The 16,166-nt window shown below is 67.7% G+C and carries 18 protein-coding genes; 11 read left to right on the top strand and 7 right to left on the bottom strand.

Annotated elements, in window-relative coordinates; translation table 11 throughout:
- Positions 1–73: 73 nt before the first annotated feature.
- A complete protein-coding gene (locus tag ISP14_RS12000; protein WP_404540057.1) occupies positions 74–1,558 on the bottom strand; it encodes a RimK family protein in 1,485 nt (494 codons plus the stop codon).
- Between the two features lie 231 nt (positions 1,559–1,789).
- Here ISP14_RS12000 and ISP14_RS12005 point away from each other — a divergent pair, with 231 nt between their 5' ends.
- Positions 1,790–2,266 (top strand): GNAT family N-acetyltransferase, encoded by a 477-nt coding sequence (locus tag ISP14_RS12005; protein WP_404540060.1) that lies wholly within the window; start codon positions 1,790–1,792, stop codon positions 2,264–2,266.
- 63 nt (positions 2,267–2,329) lie between these two features.
- On the opposite strand, the gene ISP14_RS12010 is transcribed toward ISP14_RS12005, so the two are convergent.
- Positions 2,330–2,608 (bottom strand): hypothetical protein, encoded by a 279-nt coding sequence (locus tag ISP14_RS12010; RefSeq protein ID WP_404540062.1) that lies wholly within the window; start codon positions 2,606–2,608, stop codon positions 2,330–2,332.
- 175 nt (positions 2,609–2,783) lie between these two features.
- Between ISP14_RS12010 and ISP14_RS12015 the strand changes: the two genes are divergently transcribed.
- Positions 2,784–2,945, top strand: coding sequence for a hypothetical protein (locus ISP14_RS12015; RefSeq protein ID WP_404540065.1), 162 nt, complete (start codon positions 2,784–2,786; stop codon positions 2,943–2,945).
- Here ISP14_RS12015 and ISP14_RS12020 read toward each other — a convergent pair.
- Entirely contained in the window at positions 2,942–3,631 is a 690-nt protein-coding gene (locus ISP14_RS12020) for a hypothetical protein (RefSeq protein WP_404540067.1), read from the bottom strand. The two genes, ISP14_RS12015 and ISP14_RS12020, sit on opposite strands and share 4 nt — an antisense overlap.
- A 125-nt stretch (positions 3,632–3,756) precedes the next feature.
- Between ISP14_RS12020 and lptM the strand changes: the two genes are divergently transcribed.
- The 9 genes from lptM (at position 3,757) to rbsK (ending at position 12,316) form a co-directional block, all read left to right on the top strand.
- Entirely contained in the window at positions 3,757–3,954 is a 198-nt protein-coding gene (lptM, locus tag ISP14_RS12025) for an LPS translocon maturation chaperone LptM (protein WP_404540070.1), read from the top strand.
- 8 nt (positions 3,955–3,962) lie between these two features.
- Entirely contained in the window at positions 3,963–4,796 is an 834-nt protein-coding gene (dapF, locus tag ISP14_RS12030) for a diaminopimelate epimerase (protein ID WP_404540073.1), read from the top strand.
- 61 nt (positions 4,797–4,857) lie between these two features.
- Positions 4,858–5,544, top strand: coding sequence for a DUF484 family protein (locus tag ISP14_RS12035; protein ID WP_404540075.1), 687 nt, complete (start codon positions 4,858–4,860; stop codon positions 5,542–5,544).
- A 16-nt stretch (positions 5,545–5,560) separates the two neighbouring features.
- Positions 5,561–6,445: a tyrosine recombinase XerC gene (locus ISP14_RS12040; RefSeq protein ID WP_404540078.1), complete on the top strand. Its 885-nt coding sequence runs from the start codon at positions 5,561–5,563 to the stop codon at positions 6,443–6,445.
- 277 nt (positions 6,446–6,722) lie between these two features.
- Positions 6,723–7,259: an ATP-dependent protease subunit HslV gene (gene hslV, locus ISP14_RS12045; RefSeq protein WP_404540081.1), complete on the top strand. Its 537-nt coding sequence runs from the start codon at positions 6,723–6,725 to the stop codon at positions 7,257–7,259.
- Between the two features lie 72 nt (positions 7,260–7,331).
- The gene (gene hslU, locus ISP14_RS12050) at positions 7,332–8,672 is read left to right on the top strand and encodes an ATP-dependent protease ATPase subunit HslU (protein WP_404540086.1); all 1,341 of its coding nucleotides are present in this window, start codon (positions 7,332–7,334) and stop codon (positions 8,670–8,672) included.
- 171 nt (positions 8,673–8,843) lie between these two features.
- Positions 8,844–9,458, top strand: a complete 615-nt coding sequence (locus tag ISP14_RS12055; protein WP_404540090.1) for a hypothetical protein — start codon at positions 8,844–8,846, stop codon at positions 9,456–9,458.
- A 138-nt stretch (positions 9,459–9,596) separates the two neighbouring features.
- Complete coding sequence (locus ISP14_RS12060; protein WP_404540092.1) at positions 9,597–11,315, top strand: thiamine pyrophosphate-dependent enzyme; 1,719 nt, start codon at positions 9,597–9,599, stop codon at positions 11,313–11,315.
- 107 nt (positions 11,316–11,422) lie between these two features.
- Positions 11,423–12,316 (top strand): ribokinase, encoded by an 894-nt coding sequence (gene rbsK / locus ISP14_RS12065; RefSeq protein WP_404540094.1) that lies wholly within the window; start codon positions 11,423–11,425, stop codon positions 12,314–12,316.
- 9 nt (positions 12,317–12,325) lie between these two features.
- On the opposite strand, the gene mnmE is transcribed toward rbsK, so the two are convergent.
- From mnmE to rpmH, 4 genes are all read right to left on the bottom strand, one after another.
- The gene (gene mnmE / locus ISP14_RS12070; protein ID WP_404540097.1) at positions 12,326–13,678 is read right to left on the bottom strand and encodes a tRNA uridine-5-carboxymethylaminomethyl(34) synthesis GTPase MnmE; all 1,353 of its coding nucleotides are present in this window, start codon (positions 13,676–13,678) and stop codon (positions 12,326–12,328) included.
- Positions 13,679–13,792: 114 nt separating this feature from the next.
- On the bottom strand, positions 13,793–15,490 hold the full coding sequence (yidC, locus tag ISP14_RS12075) for a membrane protein insertase YidC (RefSeq protein ID WP_404540100.1): 1,698 nt from the start codon (positions 15,488–15,490) through the stop codon (positions 13,793–13,795).
- 92 nt (positions 15,491–15,582) lie between these two features.
- Positions 15,583–15,963: a ribonuclease P protein component gene (gene rnpA, locus ISP14_RS12080; RefSeq protein WP_404540102.1), complete on the bottom strand. Its 381-nt coding sequence runs from the start codon at positions 15,961–15,963 to the stop codon at positions 15,583–15,585.
- Positions 15,964–15,977: 14 nt separating this feature from the next.
- Positions 15,978–16,112 (bottom strand): 50S ribosomal protein L34, encoded by a 135-nt coding sequence (gene rpmH, locus ISP14_RS12085; RefSeq protein ID WP_008211413.1) that lies wholly within the window; start codon positions 16,110–16,112, stop codon positions 15,978–15,980.
- Positions 16,113–16,166: the final 54 nt, after the last annotated feature.

Here is a 16,166-nt window from a genome sequence, read left to right on the forward strand (position 1 = left end):
AGTTCAGGGAGTGTCGATGCAAGGAACCGCGTCCGTCGCTGGCCGCCGCAGGGATGCGGCGGGCGGCGACCATCTAATGGCCGATGCCCTGCCGCTTGCGTTCCATCCGGCGCAGGAATTCCTGCATCACGCGCAGGTACAGCTCGCCGCCGAGATGCGCGTCTTCGACACCGGCATCGATCGAGGGATTGTCATTGACCTCGATCACCACCGGCTTGTCGCCGACCTGCTTGAGGTCCACGCCGTAGAAGCCGTGGCCCACCGCGCTGGTGGCCTTGAGCGCCAGCTTCACCACCTCGGACGGCGCACGGTCCACCGGCAGCGTCTCGAAACCACCCGACTTCGCGTCGCCCTTGGCGGCGTGGTTGTAGATCTGCCAGTGCCCGCGCGACATGTAGTACTTGCAGGCGTACAGCGGCTCGCGGTTGAGCACGCCGATGCGCCAGTCGAATTCGGTGTAGACGTATTCCTGCGCCAGCAGCAGCGCGCTGTGCTGGAATAGTTCGCCGCTGGCTTTGTCCAGCGCCGCCTCGCTCTCCACCTTGACCACGCCGCGCGAGAACGAGCCGTCGGGAATCTTCAGCACCAGCGGGTAGCCCAGCCGTGCGGCGACTTCCTTCATGCCCCTGCTGTCGTCGCGGTAGAGAATCTCGGTGCGCGGCACGGCCAGCTTGCGCGAGACCATCAAGTCGTTGAGGAAGATCTTGTTCGTGCAGCGCAGGATCGAGGCCGGGTCGTCGATCACCACCATGCCTTCCTTTTCCGCACGATGGGCGAAGCGGTAGGTGTGGTTGTCGCTGGCGGTGGTCTCGCGGATGAACAGGCCGTCGTATTCGGCAAGGCGCTGGTAGTCGTTCTTGCCGATGGTGTCGACCTCGATGCCGAGCTCCTTGCCGGCGGCAACGAACTGCTTCAGCGCCTTCCGGTTCGACGGCGGCATCTGCTCGTTGGGGTCGACCAGCATCGCCAGGTCGTAGCGGTACAGCTTGCGCGCGCGCGGCTTGCGCCACAGCTTGCGCGAGAAGCGATCCAGCTCCTCGGCGAACGCGTCTTCCTGGGCGTCGTCCAGCGTGTGCAGGCCCACCGGCTTGATCGAGCTGACCTGCCACACGCGGTCGCGCTCGAATTCGATGCGCAGCAGCGGGCAAGGGAAGGATTCGAACACCTGCCGCGACAGATCCTGCAACGCGGGGTAGGCGGTCTCGCCGAAGTAGACCAGGATGCCGAAGTCGGTAGTGTCGCGGCCACCGGCGGGCAGGAAGTGGGTGAGCTTCTGGTTGAGGTCGTCGATGTCCACGCCGTACAGCGAACGCCGGCCCAGATCGTTGATCGTACGCACCGAGGGCATCACCTTGTGCCCGCGCGCCTCGGCCAGCAGCGACACGTAGTAGCCGGTGCCCAGGTACTTGTAGCTGCGGCACAGGTTGATCACGTGGGTGCGCTCGTCGTCGCTGCCCGCCGGCTCGCGCAGGTAGTCCATGGCGCTGACCACGTCCACGGACGGGTAGTAGGAGCCCCAGTCAGAGGCTTTCTCGACCACGATGACCAGACGGGCCATGTCACCACTCAGGCTTGCGATTGCGGGAACGCCCCGCGTGCGGGGCGGCGGGGAGCGCGAGCGCGCAGTGTCGCACAGCGCAGCCGCGCCACGGGCCGTGGCACTGAACCTTTTCTGAGTGCCCGCGCCGCGGCGCGATTGCCGCACTGGTGATGGCGCACTACAGTCCGCCCCGGTCGCCGGCCCCGCCGCGCGACCGGCCGCACCCTCCGCCACACGAGGCCGTGATCCATGACGCCAGCCGCCGCCGTGCGCATCCGTTCCGCCGAACTCTCCGACCTCGACGACCTGGTGGCATTGGAGGAGCACAGCTTCGACAGCGACCGGCTGAGCCGCGCGCAATTCCGCCGCCATCTAGACAGCGACAGCGCCAAGGTGCTGGTCGCCAGCACCGGCCCGCACCGCTTCCTCGGCACTGCGGTGCTGTTCTTCCGCAAGCGCAGCGGCGTGGCGCGGCTGTATTCGATCGCCACCCACCACGAGGCGCGCGGTCAGGGCGTGGGCAGTGCCTTGCTCGACGCCGCTGAACGGCTGGCGCGCCGTCGACACTGCCGTGCGCTGCGGCTGGAAGTGCGGGCCGACAACCACGGCGCCGCGCGCCTGTACGAGCGGCTGGGTTACCGCCGCATCGGCCACGCCGCGGGCTACTACGAGGACGGCGCCGACGCCTGGCGCTACGAAAAGCTGCTGGTCATGCAGGATGCATGACATCCCGCACGGCCTTGCCGCGCCCGCGGCAAGGCCGTGTGGTTCAAGCTTGCGGCGCAACCATCACTTGCGGTTGTGGTTCGCCGCTTCCGCCGCCGCCTTGAGTTCGCGGTTGGCCTGATCGAGCAGGTCCTTGGCCTTCGCCGCATGACCATCCATGTCCCATTCGTTGGCCTGCTGCGCGGCGGCGATGCGCTGGTAGGCCTGGTCGGTCAGCCGCTGCGCCGCGGCGATGTTCGGGTGGCGATGGGCACTGACATCGCGGACCGGCTGCCCGGCGAACACGGCGACGGCGACCAGCGACAGCGTGGCGGTCAGGACGACCCCTGCGAGCTTCTTCATGTGCATTTCCCCGGTGGAGTGGATGCCCGAGCGCGCAAGCCGTGGCCGCCCCTCGTGGCGAGGCGAATCTAGCGCGGCCGCGATTCAAGTTCCTGCGCCGCATTTGTCCGCCGGATGGTGCGCGGCGCCCGCGCATCGACGCACAGCGGCGAACGACCGGCTGGGCAACGTCGACGTGGCCCGCGAAGTTGCCCGGACAGTCGACACGGCGGAGCTGTTCCTCTACCCGCGCGAGCGGCAGCTTTTCGCCGACCGCAGCTTCGGCGAACACGATCCAGCGGCCACCGCGCTGCTGATGCAGCGCGTGCTGGCGTTCCTGCAACAGCGCGCCGGCTAACCTCCCAAGGGCGAGCTGATGCGCTGCTGCGTCGCCGCGTCCGGCCGCGCCACCAGCGCGCCGTCGCGTGCGAGGGTCACGCTGTAATGGCCGCCGTCGACCAGCGGCAAGAAAGCGCCGCTGCCGTAGACCGCATCCACCATCGGCAAGGTGCGCGGGTATTGCCGGTGCAGGTCGAGAAGATCAAAGCCGTCGGCGGAGCCGAGGCCGATCACGGTACGCGGCGCGCTCGCCTCCTGGGCAGGGTCGTCGTAGCGGCCGTCGATGCGGTCGAGCCGGTACAGCGGCGACAGACCGGCGAGCTGGGCGGGCAGTTTCCACTTCAGCACCACCGCCTCGACGCGCCAGTCGTCGCCCGCCAGTTGCAGCTCGCGCGTACTGCCATCGGGCCAGATCAAGGTGAGCGCCCAACGCTGCGGCGAAAGGATGTGCGCATCGATGTCGACGACCGGGGACTCCTCGCCCAGCAGGCGGTAGCCGCGCAAGGCCCAGCCGCTGACGCCGAGCAGCACGGCCAGCGCGAAGCACGCCGCACAAAGCAGCGCATGCCCGCTCGCAGCCAGCCGCGCGCCGGCATCGAGGCGGCGACGCAGCGTGAGCAGCTGCAGCAGGCTCAGCAGCAGCAAGACCGCCGCCAGCACCAGCAGCACGGTGGCGGGCAGGCGCAGCAGCTCGATCGGGTTCATGGGGATTTCCGGGGAAAGGCCGATGCATGATAAGCCGCGGCGGCACGCTCGCTATACTGCCGTGCGCGCCTTCGACGGCCACAAGCGTCGAGCGCGCCGCCCGTCTCCTTCACTGGTACCCGACCATGCGCCGTCCGCTGCTGCTGCCGCTCTGCCTCGCCGCCGCCATGCTTGCCGGCTGCGGCAACAAGGGCCCGTTGTACATGCCGAACAATCCGAACCCGCCGGTCTATGTGCCGCCGAAGCCCCAGCCCGCTCCGGCCACTTCACAGACGGCACCGGCGCCCGCTACCAGCAGCGCCATGCCGGCTGCCACCCACTGAGCGCACCGATGCTGCGCTTCTCCAAGATGCACGGCCTCGGCAACGACTTCGTCGTGCTCGATTGCCGGACCACGCCGTTCACACTGGATGTGGCGCGCATCCGCGCGGTGGCCAACCGCCGCACCGGCGTGGGTTTCGACCAGCTGCTGAGCGTGGAACCGGCACGCGATCCCAGCTGCGCGTTCTACTACGGCATCTGGAACACCGATGGCTCGCCCTCGGGCCAGTGCGGCAACGGCGTGCGCTGCGTGGCGGCCTGGCTGCATCGCGCTGGCGCGCTGGCACTGGGCGAGGCTGTGCGGCTGGAGAGCCCGTCCGGTCCGGTGACGGTGCGCCTGCTTACCCCGCATGAAGTCACCGTGGACATGGGCGAACCGGCATTCGCGCCGGCGCGAGTCCCGTTCGCGGCAGAGGCCGAAACGGATCGATACCTGATCGACGTCGACGGCAGCGCGCTGGAGATCGGCGCGGTGTCGATGGGCAATCCGCATGCAGTGGTGATGGCGGACACGCTGGCCGACCGCTTGCCGGAACGGCTGGGTCCAGCGCTCAGCACGCATCCGCGCTTCGCCGAAGGCGCCAACACCGGTTTCGTGCGACGCTTCGACCGTGGCCATCTCGCGTTGCGCGTGCACGAACGCGGCGCAGGCTGGACGCAGGCCTGCGGCACCGGTGCCTGTGCGGCGATGGCAGTCCTGCGCCGGCGCGGCGAGGTGGATGAACAGGTGCAGGTGGATCTGCCGGGCGGTGCCTTGCGCATCGCCTGGCCCGGCCCCGGCCACACGCTGTGGATGACCGGTCCCGCCGCGTTCGTATTCGATGGCACGTGGCTCGCCGATTGATTCGGCAGGCGCGTCCATCGCACACTCGGGGCACTCACGCACCGGCCCGAGGTAAACGCGCATGAACGCCCCCCTGCCCGATGACGCCACCGAGGCCGGCGCCGTCGCGGCCTACCTGAAAGAGCATCCGTCCTTCCTCAGCGACTACCCCGAGCTGGCCGCCTTGCTCACCATGCCGCGCGAACAGGGCGCGGTGGCCTCGCTGGCCGCCTACCAGCTGCAGCAGCTGCGCGAAAAGAATGCCGAGCTGGAACGACGCTTCGCCGAACTCAGCGCGATCGCCGCCGACAACGAACGACTGATGGAGCGCGTGCACGCGCTCACTGTGGCGCTGCTGCGCGCGAACACGCTGGAAGTGACCACGCGTACGGTGATGGCGCGACTCAGCGAGGATTTCCACACCGAGCAGGTGCGCTTGATGCTGTTCGGCAACAACGCGGACCTGCCGCGCTCGGACTGGCTACGCCAGGTGGGCGGCGGCGCCGCGGAACTGCCCGAGCTGGCCGACGTGCTGCAGCGGCACGAACCGGTTTCCGGCCGGCTGTCGCCCGACAAGCTGGCGCGGCTGTTCGGCGACGAGGCGCCGGCGATCCGTTCGGCGGCGCTGATGCCGCTGGGCGAAGCGGGCATCCTCGCGATCGGCAGCCACGATCCGGACCGCTTCCAGCCCGGCATGGGCACGTTGTTCCTCAAGATGATCGCCGCTACCGTCACCGCCGCACTGGCGCGGGCGCACGACCTGGCTTGAGTTAGAGCCTGCTCTGATGACCCCGGCACAACAGGTCGAGACCTGGCTGGTCCGCCTCGCCGGCGAACGGCAGGCCTCGCCGCACACCGTAGACGGCTACCGCCGCGACCTCGCCAAGCTGCTGGGCTGGATGGAAGCGCAGGGCATCGGCGATTTCGCGGCGCTGGAACCGAACCGCATGCGCCAGTTCGTCGCTACCCAGCATCGCGCGGGGCTGGCGCCGAAAAGCCTGCAACGCCTGCTGTCCTCCTGCCGCAGCCTGTTCCGCCAGCTCAGCCGCGAAGGCGCGCTGGCACACGATCCCCTGGCCGGCGTGCGCGGCCCCAAGGTGCACCGCAAGCTGCCGGTGGTGCTGGACGTGGACGAGGCCGCCAGCCTGGTGGAAGCGGGCGGCGACGGCGCACTGGGCGTGCGCGACCGCGCGATGCTGGAGCTGTTCTATTCCTCCGGCCTGCGCCTGTCCGAGCTGGTAGGCCTGCGCTGGGGCGACCTCGACCTCGACGGCGGCGAAGTGCGTGTGCTGGGCAAGGGCCGCAAGACGCGCATCGTGCCAGTAGGCCGCCACGCCGTGGCCGCATTGCGCGCGCTGGGCGAGGCCGCCGACAAGACCCCGGAAGCACCGGTGTTCCGCGGTCGCGGCAGCGCACCGATCAGCCCGCGCACCGTGCAGGCGCGACTGCAGAAGCTCGCGCTCGCGCACGGCTTCGCCAAACACCTGCACCCGCACTTGCTGCGCCATACCTTTGCCAGCCACATGCTGGAATCTTCCGGCGACTTGCGCGCGGTGCAGGAATTGCTCGGCCACGCCGACATCGCCACCACGCAGATCTACACGCATCTGGATTTCCAGCACCTGGCGAAGGTGTACGACGCGGCGCATCCGCGCGCCAGGAAAAAGTAGACACGCTTTCCGCGTTTGACCCTTCTCCCCGACGAGGAGTGCGCGGGAAGACTCCATGGACGACGCCGGCGCTGAGGAGCGGGAAAGGTTGGGGGGCGAGAGGAGGGTGCTCGCGGGGCCTCATTGAGATTCGCTTCGATGAGAGCCGTCGCCAGCTTCGCCCCTCATCTCAATCCTCTCCCCAAAGGGGAGAGGAGGCGAACGTGCCAGCGTGTTCGCTCCGCATTGAAGCTTTGGTGAGCCGGCCCCATGTCGTTCGCTCAACCTTGGAGCTTTTATGGAATCCTTTCACGCCACCACCATCGTCAGCGTGCGCCGCAACGGCAAGGTCGTGATCGGCGGCGACGGCCAGGTCACCTTCGGCAACACCGTGATGAAGGCCAATGCGCGCAAGATCCGCCGGCTGGGCAAGGATCAGAACGTGCTGGCGGGCTTCGCCGGCGCCACCGCCGATGCCTTCACCCTGTTCGAACTGTTCGAGCAGAAACTGGACAAGCACGGCAACAACCTCACCCGCGCCGCGGTGGAGATGGCCAAGGAATGGCGCACCGACCGCCGCCTGGGCCGCCTCGAAGCGATGCTGGCGGTGGCCGACAAGGAAGTTTCGTTGCTGATCTCCGGCAATGGCGACGTGTTGGAACCCGAGCACGGCCTGATCGCAATCGGGTCCGGCGGACCCTACGCACAATCCGCCGCGCTGGCATTGATGGAGAACAGCGAGCTCGACGCACGCACCATCGTGGAGAAGGCGTTGAAGATCGCCGGCGACATCTGCATCTACACCAACCACAACACCTCGGTCGAAGAGCTGTAAGCGCCGCGCGCCGCCTTCGTTCCGCCGTCCTTTGTCCGCGCACCGCGCGCACTCCATCCTTCCGGTGACTTCATGTCCGAACTGACTCCCCGCGAAATCGTCAACGAACTCGACCGCTACATCATCGGCCAGCACGACGCCAAGCGCGCCGTGGCGGTGGCGTTGCGCAGCCGCTGGCGGCGCATGCAGCTGGAGCCGGCGATGCGCAACGAGATCACCCCGAAGAACATCTTGATGATCGGCCCCACCGGCGTCGGCAAGACCGAGATCGCGCGCCGCCTCGCCACGTTGGCCAACGCGCCGTTCGTGAAGGTGGAAGCCACCAAGTTCACCGAAGTGGGCTATGTGGGCAAGGATGTGGAGTCGATCGTTCGCGACCTCGCCGACGTGGCCTACAAGCTGACCCGCGAGCTGGCCATCAAGCGCGTGCGCACGCAGGCCGAGGACCGCGCCGAAGACCGCATCCTCGACGCCTTGCTGCCGCGCCGGCAGACGCCAAGCGACTGGAGCCACGACGCATCGCCCACGCCTGCCGCGGACAGCGACACCCGCCAGAAGCTGCGCAAGCAGCTGCGCGAAGGTGCCCTCGACGAACGCGAGATCGAGCTGGATTTCGCCATGAACGTGGGCGTGGAGATCATGTCGCCGCCAGGCATGGAAGAGATGGGCGCGCAGCTGCGGCAGATGTTCCAGAACCTGGGCGGCGCCAAGACCCAGCATCGCAAGCTGGCGATCAAGCTGGCGCGCCCGCTGCTGGTCGAGGAGGAAGCCGGCAAGCTGCTCAACGACGAGGAGATCCGCGCCCAGGCGGTGGAAGCCGCCGAGCAGAACGGCATCGTCTTCCTCGACGAGATCGACAAGATCGCCCAGCGCTCCGAATGGGGCGGCGCCGGCGTCAGCCGAGAAGGTGTGCAGCGCGACCTGTTGCCGCTGGTGGAAGGTTCCACGGTGTCCACCAAGTACGGCCCGCTGAAGACCGACCACATGCTGTTCATCGCCTCCGGCGCGTTCTCCCTGGCCAAGCCCTCCGACCTGATCCCCGAGCTGCAGGGCCGCTTGCCGATCCGCGTGGAACTCAGCGCCCTGTCGGTGGACGACTTCAAACGCATCCTGCGCGAGCCGCACAACGCGCTGACCAAGCAATACGTGGCCTTGCTCGGCACCGAAGGGGTGAGCCTGGAATTCACCGACTCCGGCATCGACCGCTTGGCTGAGGTGGCCTACCAGGTGAACGAGCGCACCGAGAACATCGGCGCCCGCCGCCTGCACACCGTGATGGAACGGCTGCTGGAGAAGATCTCGTACGACGCTGCAGACAAATCCGGTGAAAAATACCTGATCGACGCCGAACAGGTAGACAAGAACCTCGGAACCCTGGTTCGCAACGAAGATCTCAGCCGCTACATCCTGTAAGGCGCGCAGCGGGGGCGAGACCTGGCATTACCCGGCGCAGCCATGGTTCGAATCGTGCCAAAGACGTCAAGATGCGTGCTTTTGGCGCATCTTGACTGCTTTTTCATCGGTATTTCCGGAAAACATCCTCTAAACAAGCCGGGGAGGCCGCTCTGCTAAAATAGGCACGCTATGGCAAAGATTCTCGAGTTCAAGACCAACGGCCTGCGCGCCCAGCTGCGCGAAGCCCAGCAACAGCAGACGATGGTGCGCCTGTGGCGCGGCGAGCTGGAACACGGCAGCTTCTGCGGCTATGTGGGCGGCGTGGGTCGCGAGTTCGTCCTGCTGTGGGTGATTGGCGACGGCCTCACCGAGGATGGCATCTACGTGATGCGGCACCGCGACATCACCGAGCTTGAATCGCCGGAGCACCACCATGTCTTCATGGCCAAGGCGCTGGCGCTCAAGGGCATCACCCCACAGCTGCCGCGCGGCTTCCCGCTCGATTCGATCCGCGACGCCGTGCAGGCCGCCGGCGCGATGTCGGCGGTGATCGGCGTGCACGTGGACACCGAGGAAGAAGAGGAGGTCTGCTACATCGGCCACCTCGTCCGCGTCGACGACGACGGTTTCTACCTGCAGGAACTCAGCCCCGACGCGGAATGGATGCGCCAGGCCTCGTTCTTCGCCTGGGACGAAGTCTCCACGCTCAGCATCGGCGACGGTTATGCGCAGGCCCTGCTCGCCGTGGCCGGTCCCGCACCGGCGCTGGAGCCAGGCGACGCCGGCATCGGCCACATGCACTGACGCCGCGATACGCGATCCAAACCCGATGATCCCGGACGCCCGCCTTTTCGGCGGGCGTCCGCGTTTCCGGCGTTCACTCGAAATTTCCGCGCACTGCCGTTGAATCGGCGACTTGTCCCTCTCCACGGAACCGCTTCCATGGCCCGGAAGAAAGTCGCGGACATCATTGTCGAAACCCTGCAGGACGCCGGCGTGAAACGCTGCTACGGCATCGCCGGCGACACGCTCAACCACATCACCGACGCGATCCGCCGCAGCAAGATCGACTGGATCCACATGCGCCATGAGGAAGCCGGCGCGATGGCCGCGGGTGGCGATGCGCTGCTCAGCGGCGACCTGGCCGCCTGCGCCGGCGCCTGCGGACCGGGCAGCCTGCACTTCGTCAACGGCTTGTTCGAGGCGCACCGCAACCGCGCGCCGGTGGTACTGATCGCCACCCAGGTCGCGACCAGCGAACTGGGCATGGACTTCCCGCAGGAGGTGGACCTCAAGGCTATCTACGAAACCTGCAGCCACTTCTGCCAGCCGATCCACTCGCCCGCGCAAGCCCGCCGCGTGGTGGCACTGGCGGCGCAGACGGCGCTGAACCGGCGCGGCGTCGCCGTCGTGATCGTCCCAGGCGACGTGGCCGCCATGGAGGTGGACGAAGGCCTGCCGTTCCGCCCGCACCGGCCACAACCGCTGCTGCGCCCGTCCGATGCGGAACTGGGCGCCGTCGCCGCACGGCTCAATGCCGGCAAACGCATCGCGCTGTACTGCGGCTCCGGCTGCGAGGGTGCCGGCAGCGAAGTGCGGGCGCTGGCCGACAAGTTGAAGGCGCCGGTGGTGCACACCTCGCGCGCCAAGGACTTCATCGAACCGGACAACCCGTACGACATGGGCATGACCGGCATCCTAGGCGTGGAATCCGGCTTCCGCGCCATCGATGCCTGCGACACCTTGCTGCTGCTCGGCGCGGATTTCGCCTGGAGCCAGTTCTACCCGCACGAGGCCGAACTGATCCAGGTGGACAGCGACGCCACCCACCTCGGTCGCCGCCATCCGGTGGATCTCGGCGTGGTGGGCGATGTCAGGGCCACGATCGAGGCGCTACTGCCGCGACTCGCACAACGCGAAGAGGATGCCTTTCTGCGCAACTGCCTCAAGCACCGCGAGAAGACCTTGCAACAGCTAGCCGAACAGGAGCGCCCCGGCAAGGACGGCCTGATCCATCCGCAATACCTCACCCACCTGATCGATGTGCACGCCGCCGATGATGCCGCCTTCACCGCCGACGGCGGCAGCCCGATGGTGTGGCTGCTGCGGCACGTCCGCAGCAACGGCAAACGGCGCACGCTGACCAGCCTGGTACACGGCACGATGGCCAACGCGATGCCTTCGGCGCTGGGTATCCAGAAGGCGTTTCCGGATCGGCAGGTGGTCGCGCTGTGCGGCGACGGCGGCCTGGCCATGCTGCTCGGCGACTTGCTCACGGCGATCCAGGAGAAACTGCCGATCAAAGTGGTGGTGTACGACAACGGCTCGCTGGGTTTCGTGGAAATGGAACAGAAGGTGGAGGGCCTGCTCGACAGCTACACCGACCTCTTGAACCCCGACTTCGCCAAGGTGGCCGAGGCGATCGGTTTCCACGCCCGCCGCGTGGAAAAGTCCGGCGAACTGGAGGAGGCCGTGCGCGAGCTGCTGGCCCAGCCCGGCCCGGCATTGCTCGACGTCAAGGTCAATCGCTACGAGCTGGTGATGCCGCCGAAAGTGGAGCCGGGCCAGGTGCTGCACACTGCGCTGTACTCGGCCAAGGCCGTGCTGGCCGGCCGCGGCAAGGATGTGGAAGCGCTGCTGCGCAGCAACTTCGACGACTGATACAGCTGGTCGCGCAGCGTCCACGACCTCTACCGGCCGTTTGCCCCTTTGCCCGCCTCGCTGGTTACTCTTGCCTCTTTGGCACCACCGCCGCGCAAGGGAAACGCATGAGCCGTATCGTCGTCGTCGGCAGCATCAACATGGACCTGGTTACGCTCGCGCCGCGCTTCCCCGGCCCGGGCGAGACCTTGCTTGGCAGCCGCTTCTTCACCACGCCCGGCGGCAAGGGCGCGAACCAGGCGGTGGCCGCCGCGCGCCTGAGCGCTGCGGTGACGATGATCGGCGCGCTGGGCCGCGATGCCTTCGGCGACCAGCTGCATGCGGGGCTGGCGAAAGAAGGCATCGCCCTCGACCACGTCGCCCGGCTCGACGATGTGGGCAGCGGCAGCGCTTCCATCACGGTGGCCGAAGGCGAGAACCAGATCATCGTCGTGCCCGCCGCCAATGCCCGCGTCACCCCGGCTCAGGTCGAGGCGGCGCGCGCCGCTATCGCCCGGGCGGATGCCGTGCTGGTGCAGCTGGAGATACCGCTGGACACGGTGGAAGCCACGTTGCGCCTCGGCCGGCGCGAAAACGTGCCGGTGATCCTCAATCCAGCGCCCGCGGAGAAGCTGCCTACGGAATGGCTGCGACTCGCCAGCTACCTCACCCCCAACCAGCACGAACTGGCCACCGCGCTCGGCGCCGAAGCGCAGACGGATTTCCGCGAACTGATGCGCCGCGCCCCGTGCCCCGTGGTACTCACCCGCGGCGGCGAGGGTGCGTGGTATCGCGACGATGCGCATCCCGAACCGGTGCAGCAAGCCGGCTTCAAGGTCGATGCGATCGACACCACCGGCGCTGGCGACACTTTCAATGGGGCGCTGGCGGTGTTCCTGCACGAAGGCCTGCCTGCAGCGGTGCGCAAAGCCTGCGCCGCTGCAGCGCTGTCAGTGACGAAGTTGGGAGCGCAAGGCGGCATGCCGTCGATGCACGCTGTGGAAGCGGTACTCGCGCGGTAGTCGTGCCGCTCACTTGCCGATACAGAACGAGCCGAAGATTGCACCGAGCAGATCGTCGCTGGTGTAGCTGCCAGTGATCTCGCCCAGCGCGTGCTGGGCCTGGCGCAATTCCTCGGCGGCGAGCTCGCCGGCACGCGTTGCGGCGAGCGCGTGGGCACCGTGGTCGAGATGGTCGCGTACCGCTTCGAGCGCAAGCACGTGGCGACGCCTTGCGCTGAAGCCGCCTTCGCCGCTGCCGGCGCCAGCGAGTTGTTTCAGGTGCTCACGCAAGGCATCGAGGCCGGCACCGGTTTTCACCGAGGCCCACAGCCAGCGGATGCCATCGCGGACTTCCTCGCGTGGCGCGGCGTGGGCAAGGTCGATCTTGTTGATCAGGACGATGCGCTCGGCGCCGGCGGGCAGGGCGCCGAACAAGGCGAGGTCGGCGGCGGCGTGTTCCGTGTCGGTGACCAGCAGCGCCGCGTCGGCGCGTTGCAATTCGCCGTGGGCGCGGCGCACGCCTTCGCGTTCGACTTCGTCGTCCGTGTCGCGCAAGCCTGCAGTGTCGGCGAGTTCCAGTGCGATGCCGTCCAGCGCCACGCTCTCGCGCAGCACATCGCGGGTAGTGCCGGCGATCGCCGTGACGATGGCGCGCTCGCTGCCGGCCAGTGCGTTGAGCAGGCTGGATTTGCCGGCGTTGGGCCGGCCGACGATGGCCACGCGCAAGCCGTCGTTGAGGCGCAGGCCGCGCTGCGCCTCGCGCAGCAGCCCGGCAAGTTCCGCACGCAGGCTTTCAAGTTGCCGTGCAATGGCGGGATCGGCCAGGAAGTCGATTTCCTCCTCGGGAAAATCGATGGCTGCCTCGATGTGCACGCGCAGGGCGATCAGCGCCTGCAGCAGCGTGTCGACGCGTTGCGAGAACACGCCTTCCATCGAGCGCAGCGCGGCGCGCGCACCAGCCTGCGAACGGGCGGCGATCAGGTCGGCCACGGCTTCGGCCTGGGCGAGATCGAGTTTGCCGTTGAGGAACGCCCGTTCGGTGAATTCGCCGGGGCGCGCCAGCCGCGCCCCGAGTTCGCAGACGCGGCGCAGCAAGGCATCGAGCAGCACCGCGCTGCCATGCCCTTGCAGTTCGAGCACGTGCTCGCCGGTGTAAGAAGCAGGCGCAGGGAAGTGCAACAGCAGGCCGTGGTCGATCGCCTCGCCCAGCGCGTCGCGAAACATGGCGAAATGCGCATGGCGCGGCCGCGGCGCACGGCCCAGCAAGGCTTGCGCGATGACCGGCACCAAAGGTCCCGACACCCGCAGCACGCCTACGCCGGCAGCGCCGGGCGCGCTGGCGATGGCAGCGATGGTGTCGGCGGGATGGCTGTGCGGGTTCATGGCATGAGCGTAAACGAAGACGGCCGCGCCGGTACCCGGCGCGGCCGCTTTAGCGAACAGTGCAGCCAGGGGTGGCCGCTCACTCGATCGTCGCGATCAGGATGATCGCTAGAACTAAACCTTGGCCGCTGCTTCCTCGCGGTCCACGTGATGGGTGATCCACCACTGCTGGCCCAGGCCCACCAGGCCGTTCACTGCGTAGTAGAGGCACAGGCCCGCGGGGAAGAACGCGAACATGACGGTGAACAGCAGCGGCATCACCTTCATCATCTTCGCCTGGGCGGGGTCCATGCCCGCCGCAGCCGGGTTCAGCCATTGCGTGCCCAGCATCACCAGTGCGTAGATGCCCGGCAGGATGTAATACGGATCGGGCGCGCTGAGATCGGGCATCCACAGGAACGGCGCGTGACGCAACTCCAGCGAGTACTCCAGCACATAGAACAAGCCGTAGAACACCGGCAGCGTGATCAGCACCGGGAAGCAACCCGCCATCGGGTTGACCTTCTCCTTCTTGTACAGCTCCATCTGCGCCTGCTGCAGCTTCACCTTGTCGTCGCCGTAACGCTCCTTGAGCGCCTGTACGCGCGGCATCAGCTTGCGCATCTTGGCGCTGGAGCGGTACTGCATCGCCGTGAGCTTCCAGGTGACGCCCTTGATCGCGAGCACCAGCAGGATGATCGCGAGGCCCCAGTTCTTCACGAGCGAATGGAAGAACGACAGGACACCGTGCATCGGCACGGCGATCGCCTTGAACATGCCGTAGTCGATGGTGAGATCGAGCCCCGGCGCCACTGCGTCCAGCTGGCCCTGCCGGTTGGGACCGACGTACAGGCGCGCCGTGGCGTCCGCGCTCTGCCCCGGCGCCACGCTGAGCGTGGGGCCGATCGCGCGGATCAGGTAGCGCGGATGTTCGCTGCCCGGGTTCACCGTGTCGGTGGCGTAGTGCGCGATCTCGCCGGCCGGCGGAATCCATGCGGCGAAGAAGTACAGCCTGAGCATCGCCGCCCAGCCGCCCTTGAACGGGGCATCAAGCTTGTCCTTGGGTTCGGCGAAATTCTTGAACGGCAGCTTCTCGAACTTCTCGCCGGTGTACCAGGCCGCGCCCTGGAAGCTGCGCGATTCCGGATTGGAGAGGTTCTGCAGCCAGTTGCCGGTGTGCGGCGGCTCGGCGCGCAGGAGCTGGGTGTAGGCATTGCCTTGCCAGGCGGTGCTGCCGCCGTTGGCGATCTTCTGGTCCAGCGCGATCACGTAGCTTCCGCGGCTGAAGCGGTAGGTCTTGGTGACCGTGAGGCCCTTGGCGTCCTGCCAGGTCAGCGGCACGTCGAGTTCGTTCTGGCCGGCTGCCAGCGTGTACGCGGTCTGCGCGGCCTGGAACACGGCGAGATGGTTGGGCTGGTCCGCCGCCGCCGGATCGCTGCTGCTGACCAAGCCGTTCTGCGCCACGAAGTAATGCGCATCGGTGTCATCGAACAGATCGACCGGCGCGGGGTTCGGATCCTTGCGCGTGCGCGGCGCCACCGGGTAGTCCAGCAGCTGCGCGCGCACCAGGCTGCCGCCGCGGGTGTCGATGGTGAGGCGCAGCACGTCGGTGGTGACCGTGACCAGCGTGGCGGGCGCATTGCCGCCTGCAGCGGCGGCGGTGCTGATGGCCGGTGCGCCGGGCTGGACATTCGGCACGCCGGGCGCGCTGGCCGCGCTCGCGACGCCGCTGGCGGCGGCCGGCGGCGTCATGTAGTCCTTCTCCCAGGCCATGAACAGCAGATAGGCCACGGCAAGCAGGGCGAACAGGAGGAAGTTGCGTGTTTGGTTCATCGGGTCATGGATCCGGACGATGCCACGCGGCACGCGGCCACAGCGGAAAGAGAAAGGTCAACGCACGATTGTGGCGGCGGCATCCATCGGCATCAATGGTTCGGAGCCGCGACCGGTGCAACCGGCGGAATGGCCGCAAGGCGCCGCCACAGTGTCTCGGCGTCGGCCAGCAGCTCGGTGCCGGGCAGGCCGGAGGCTTGCTCGCGCGCCATCACCATCACATCCACCGGCGGCAGTTGGCTGCGGATCCGGCGGAACGATTCGCGCAGCAGGCGCTTGAGGCGGTTGCGTTCCACCGCACGCTTGGATACCCGCTTGGAGATCGCCAGGCCCAATCGCGCGTGCTCCAGCCCGTTGGGCCGGTAGCGCAAATGAAAACAGCGGCCGCCAAGGCGACCGCTGCCGGTTCGCAACGCTGCGAAGTCGCCGGCCAGACACAGCCGCAACTCGCGCGGCAGCCCGGCAGGGTTCATCACGAGCGCGCCGCTTACGGGATCAGGCGCTTGCGGCCCTTGGCGCGGCGGGCGTTGAGGATCTTGCGACCGTCGGCGGTGGCCATGCGGGCACGGAAGCCGTGGGTGCGGGCGCGCTTGAGCTTGCTGGGCTGGAAGGTCCGCTTCATGGCTTTGCTCCGAAGGGAATGTGGATAAAAAGGTTGGAAATTATGAGCGGCAAG

Origin of the sequence: Dyella agri (genome assembly GCF_044904705.1) — a bacterium.
Taxonomy (GTDB): Bacteria; Pseudomonadota; Gammaproteobacteria; order Xanthomonadales; family Rhodanobacteraceae; genus Rhodanobacter_A; species Rhodanobacter_A agri.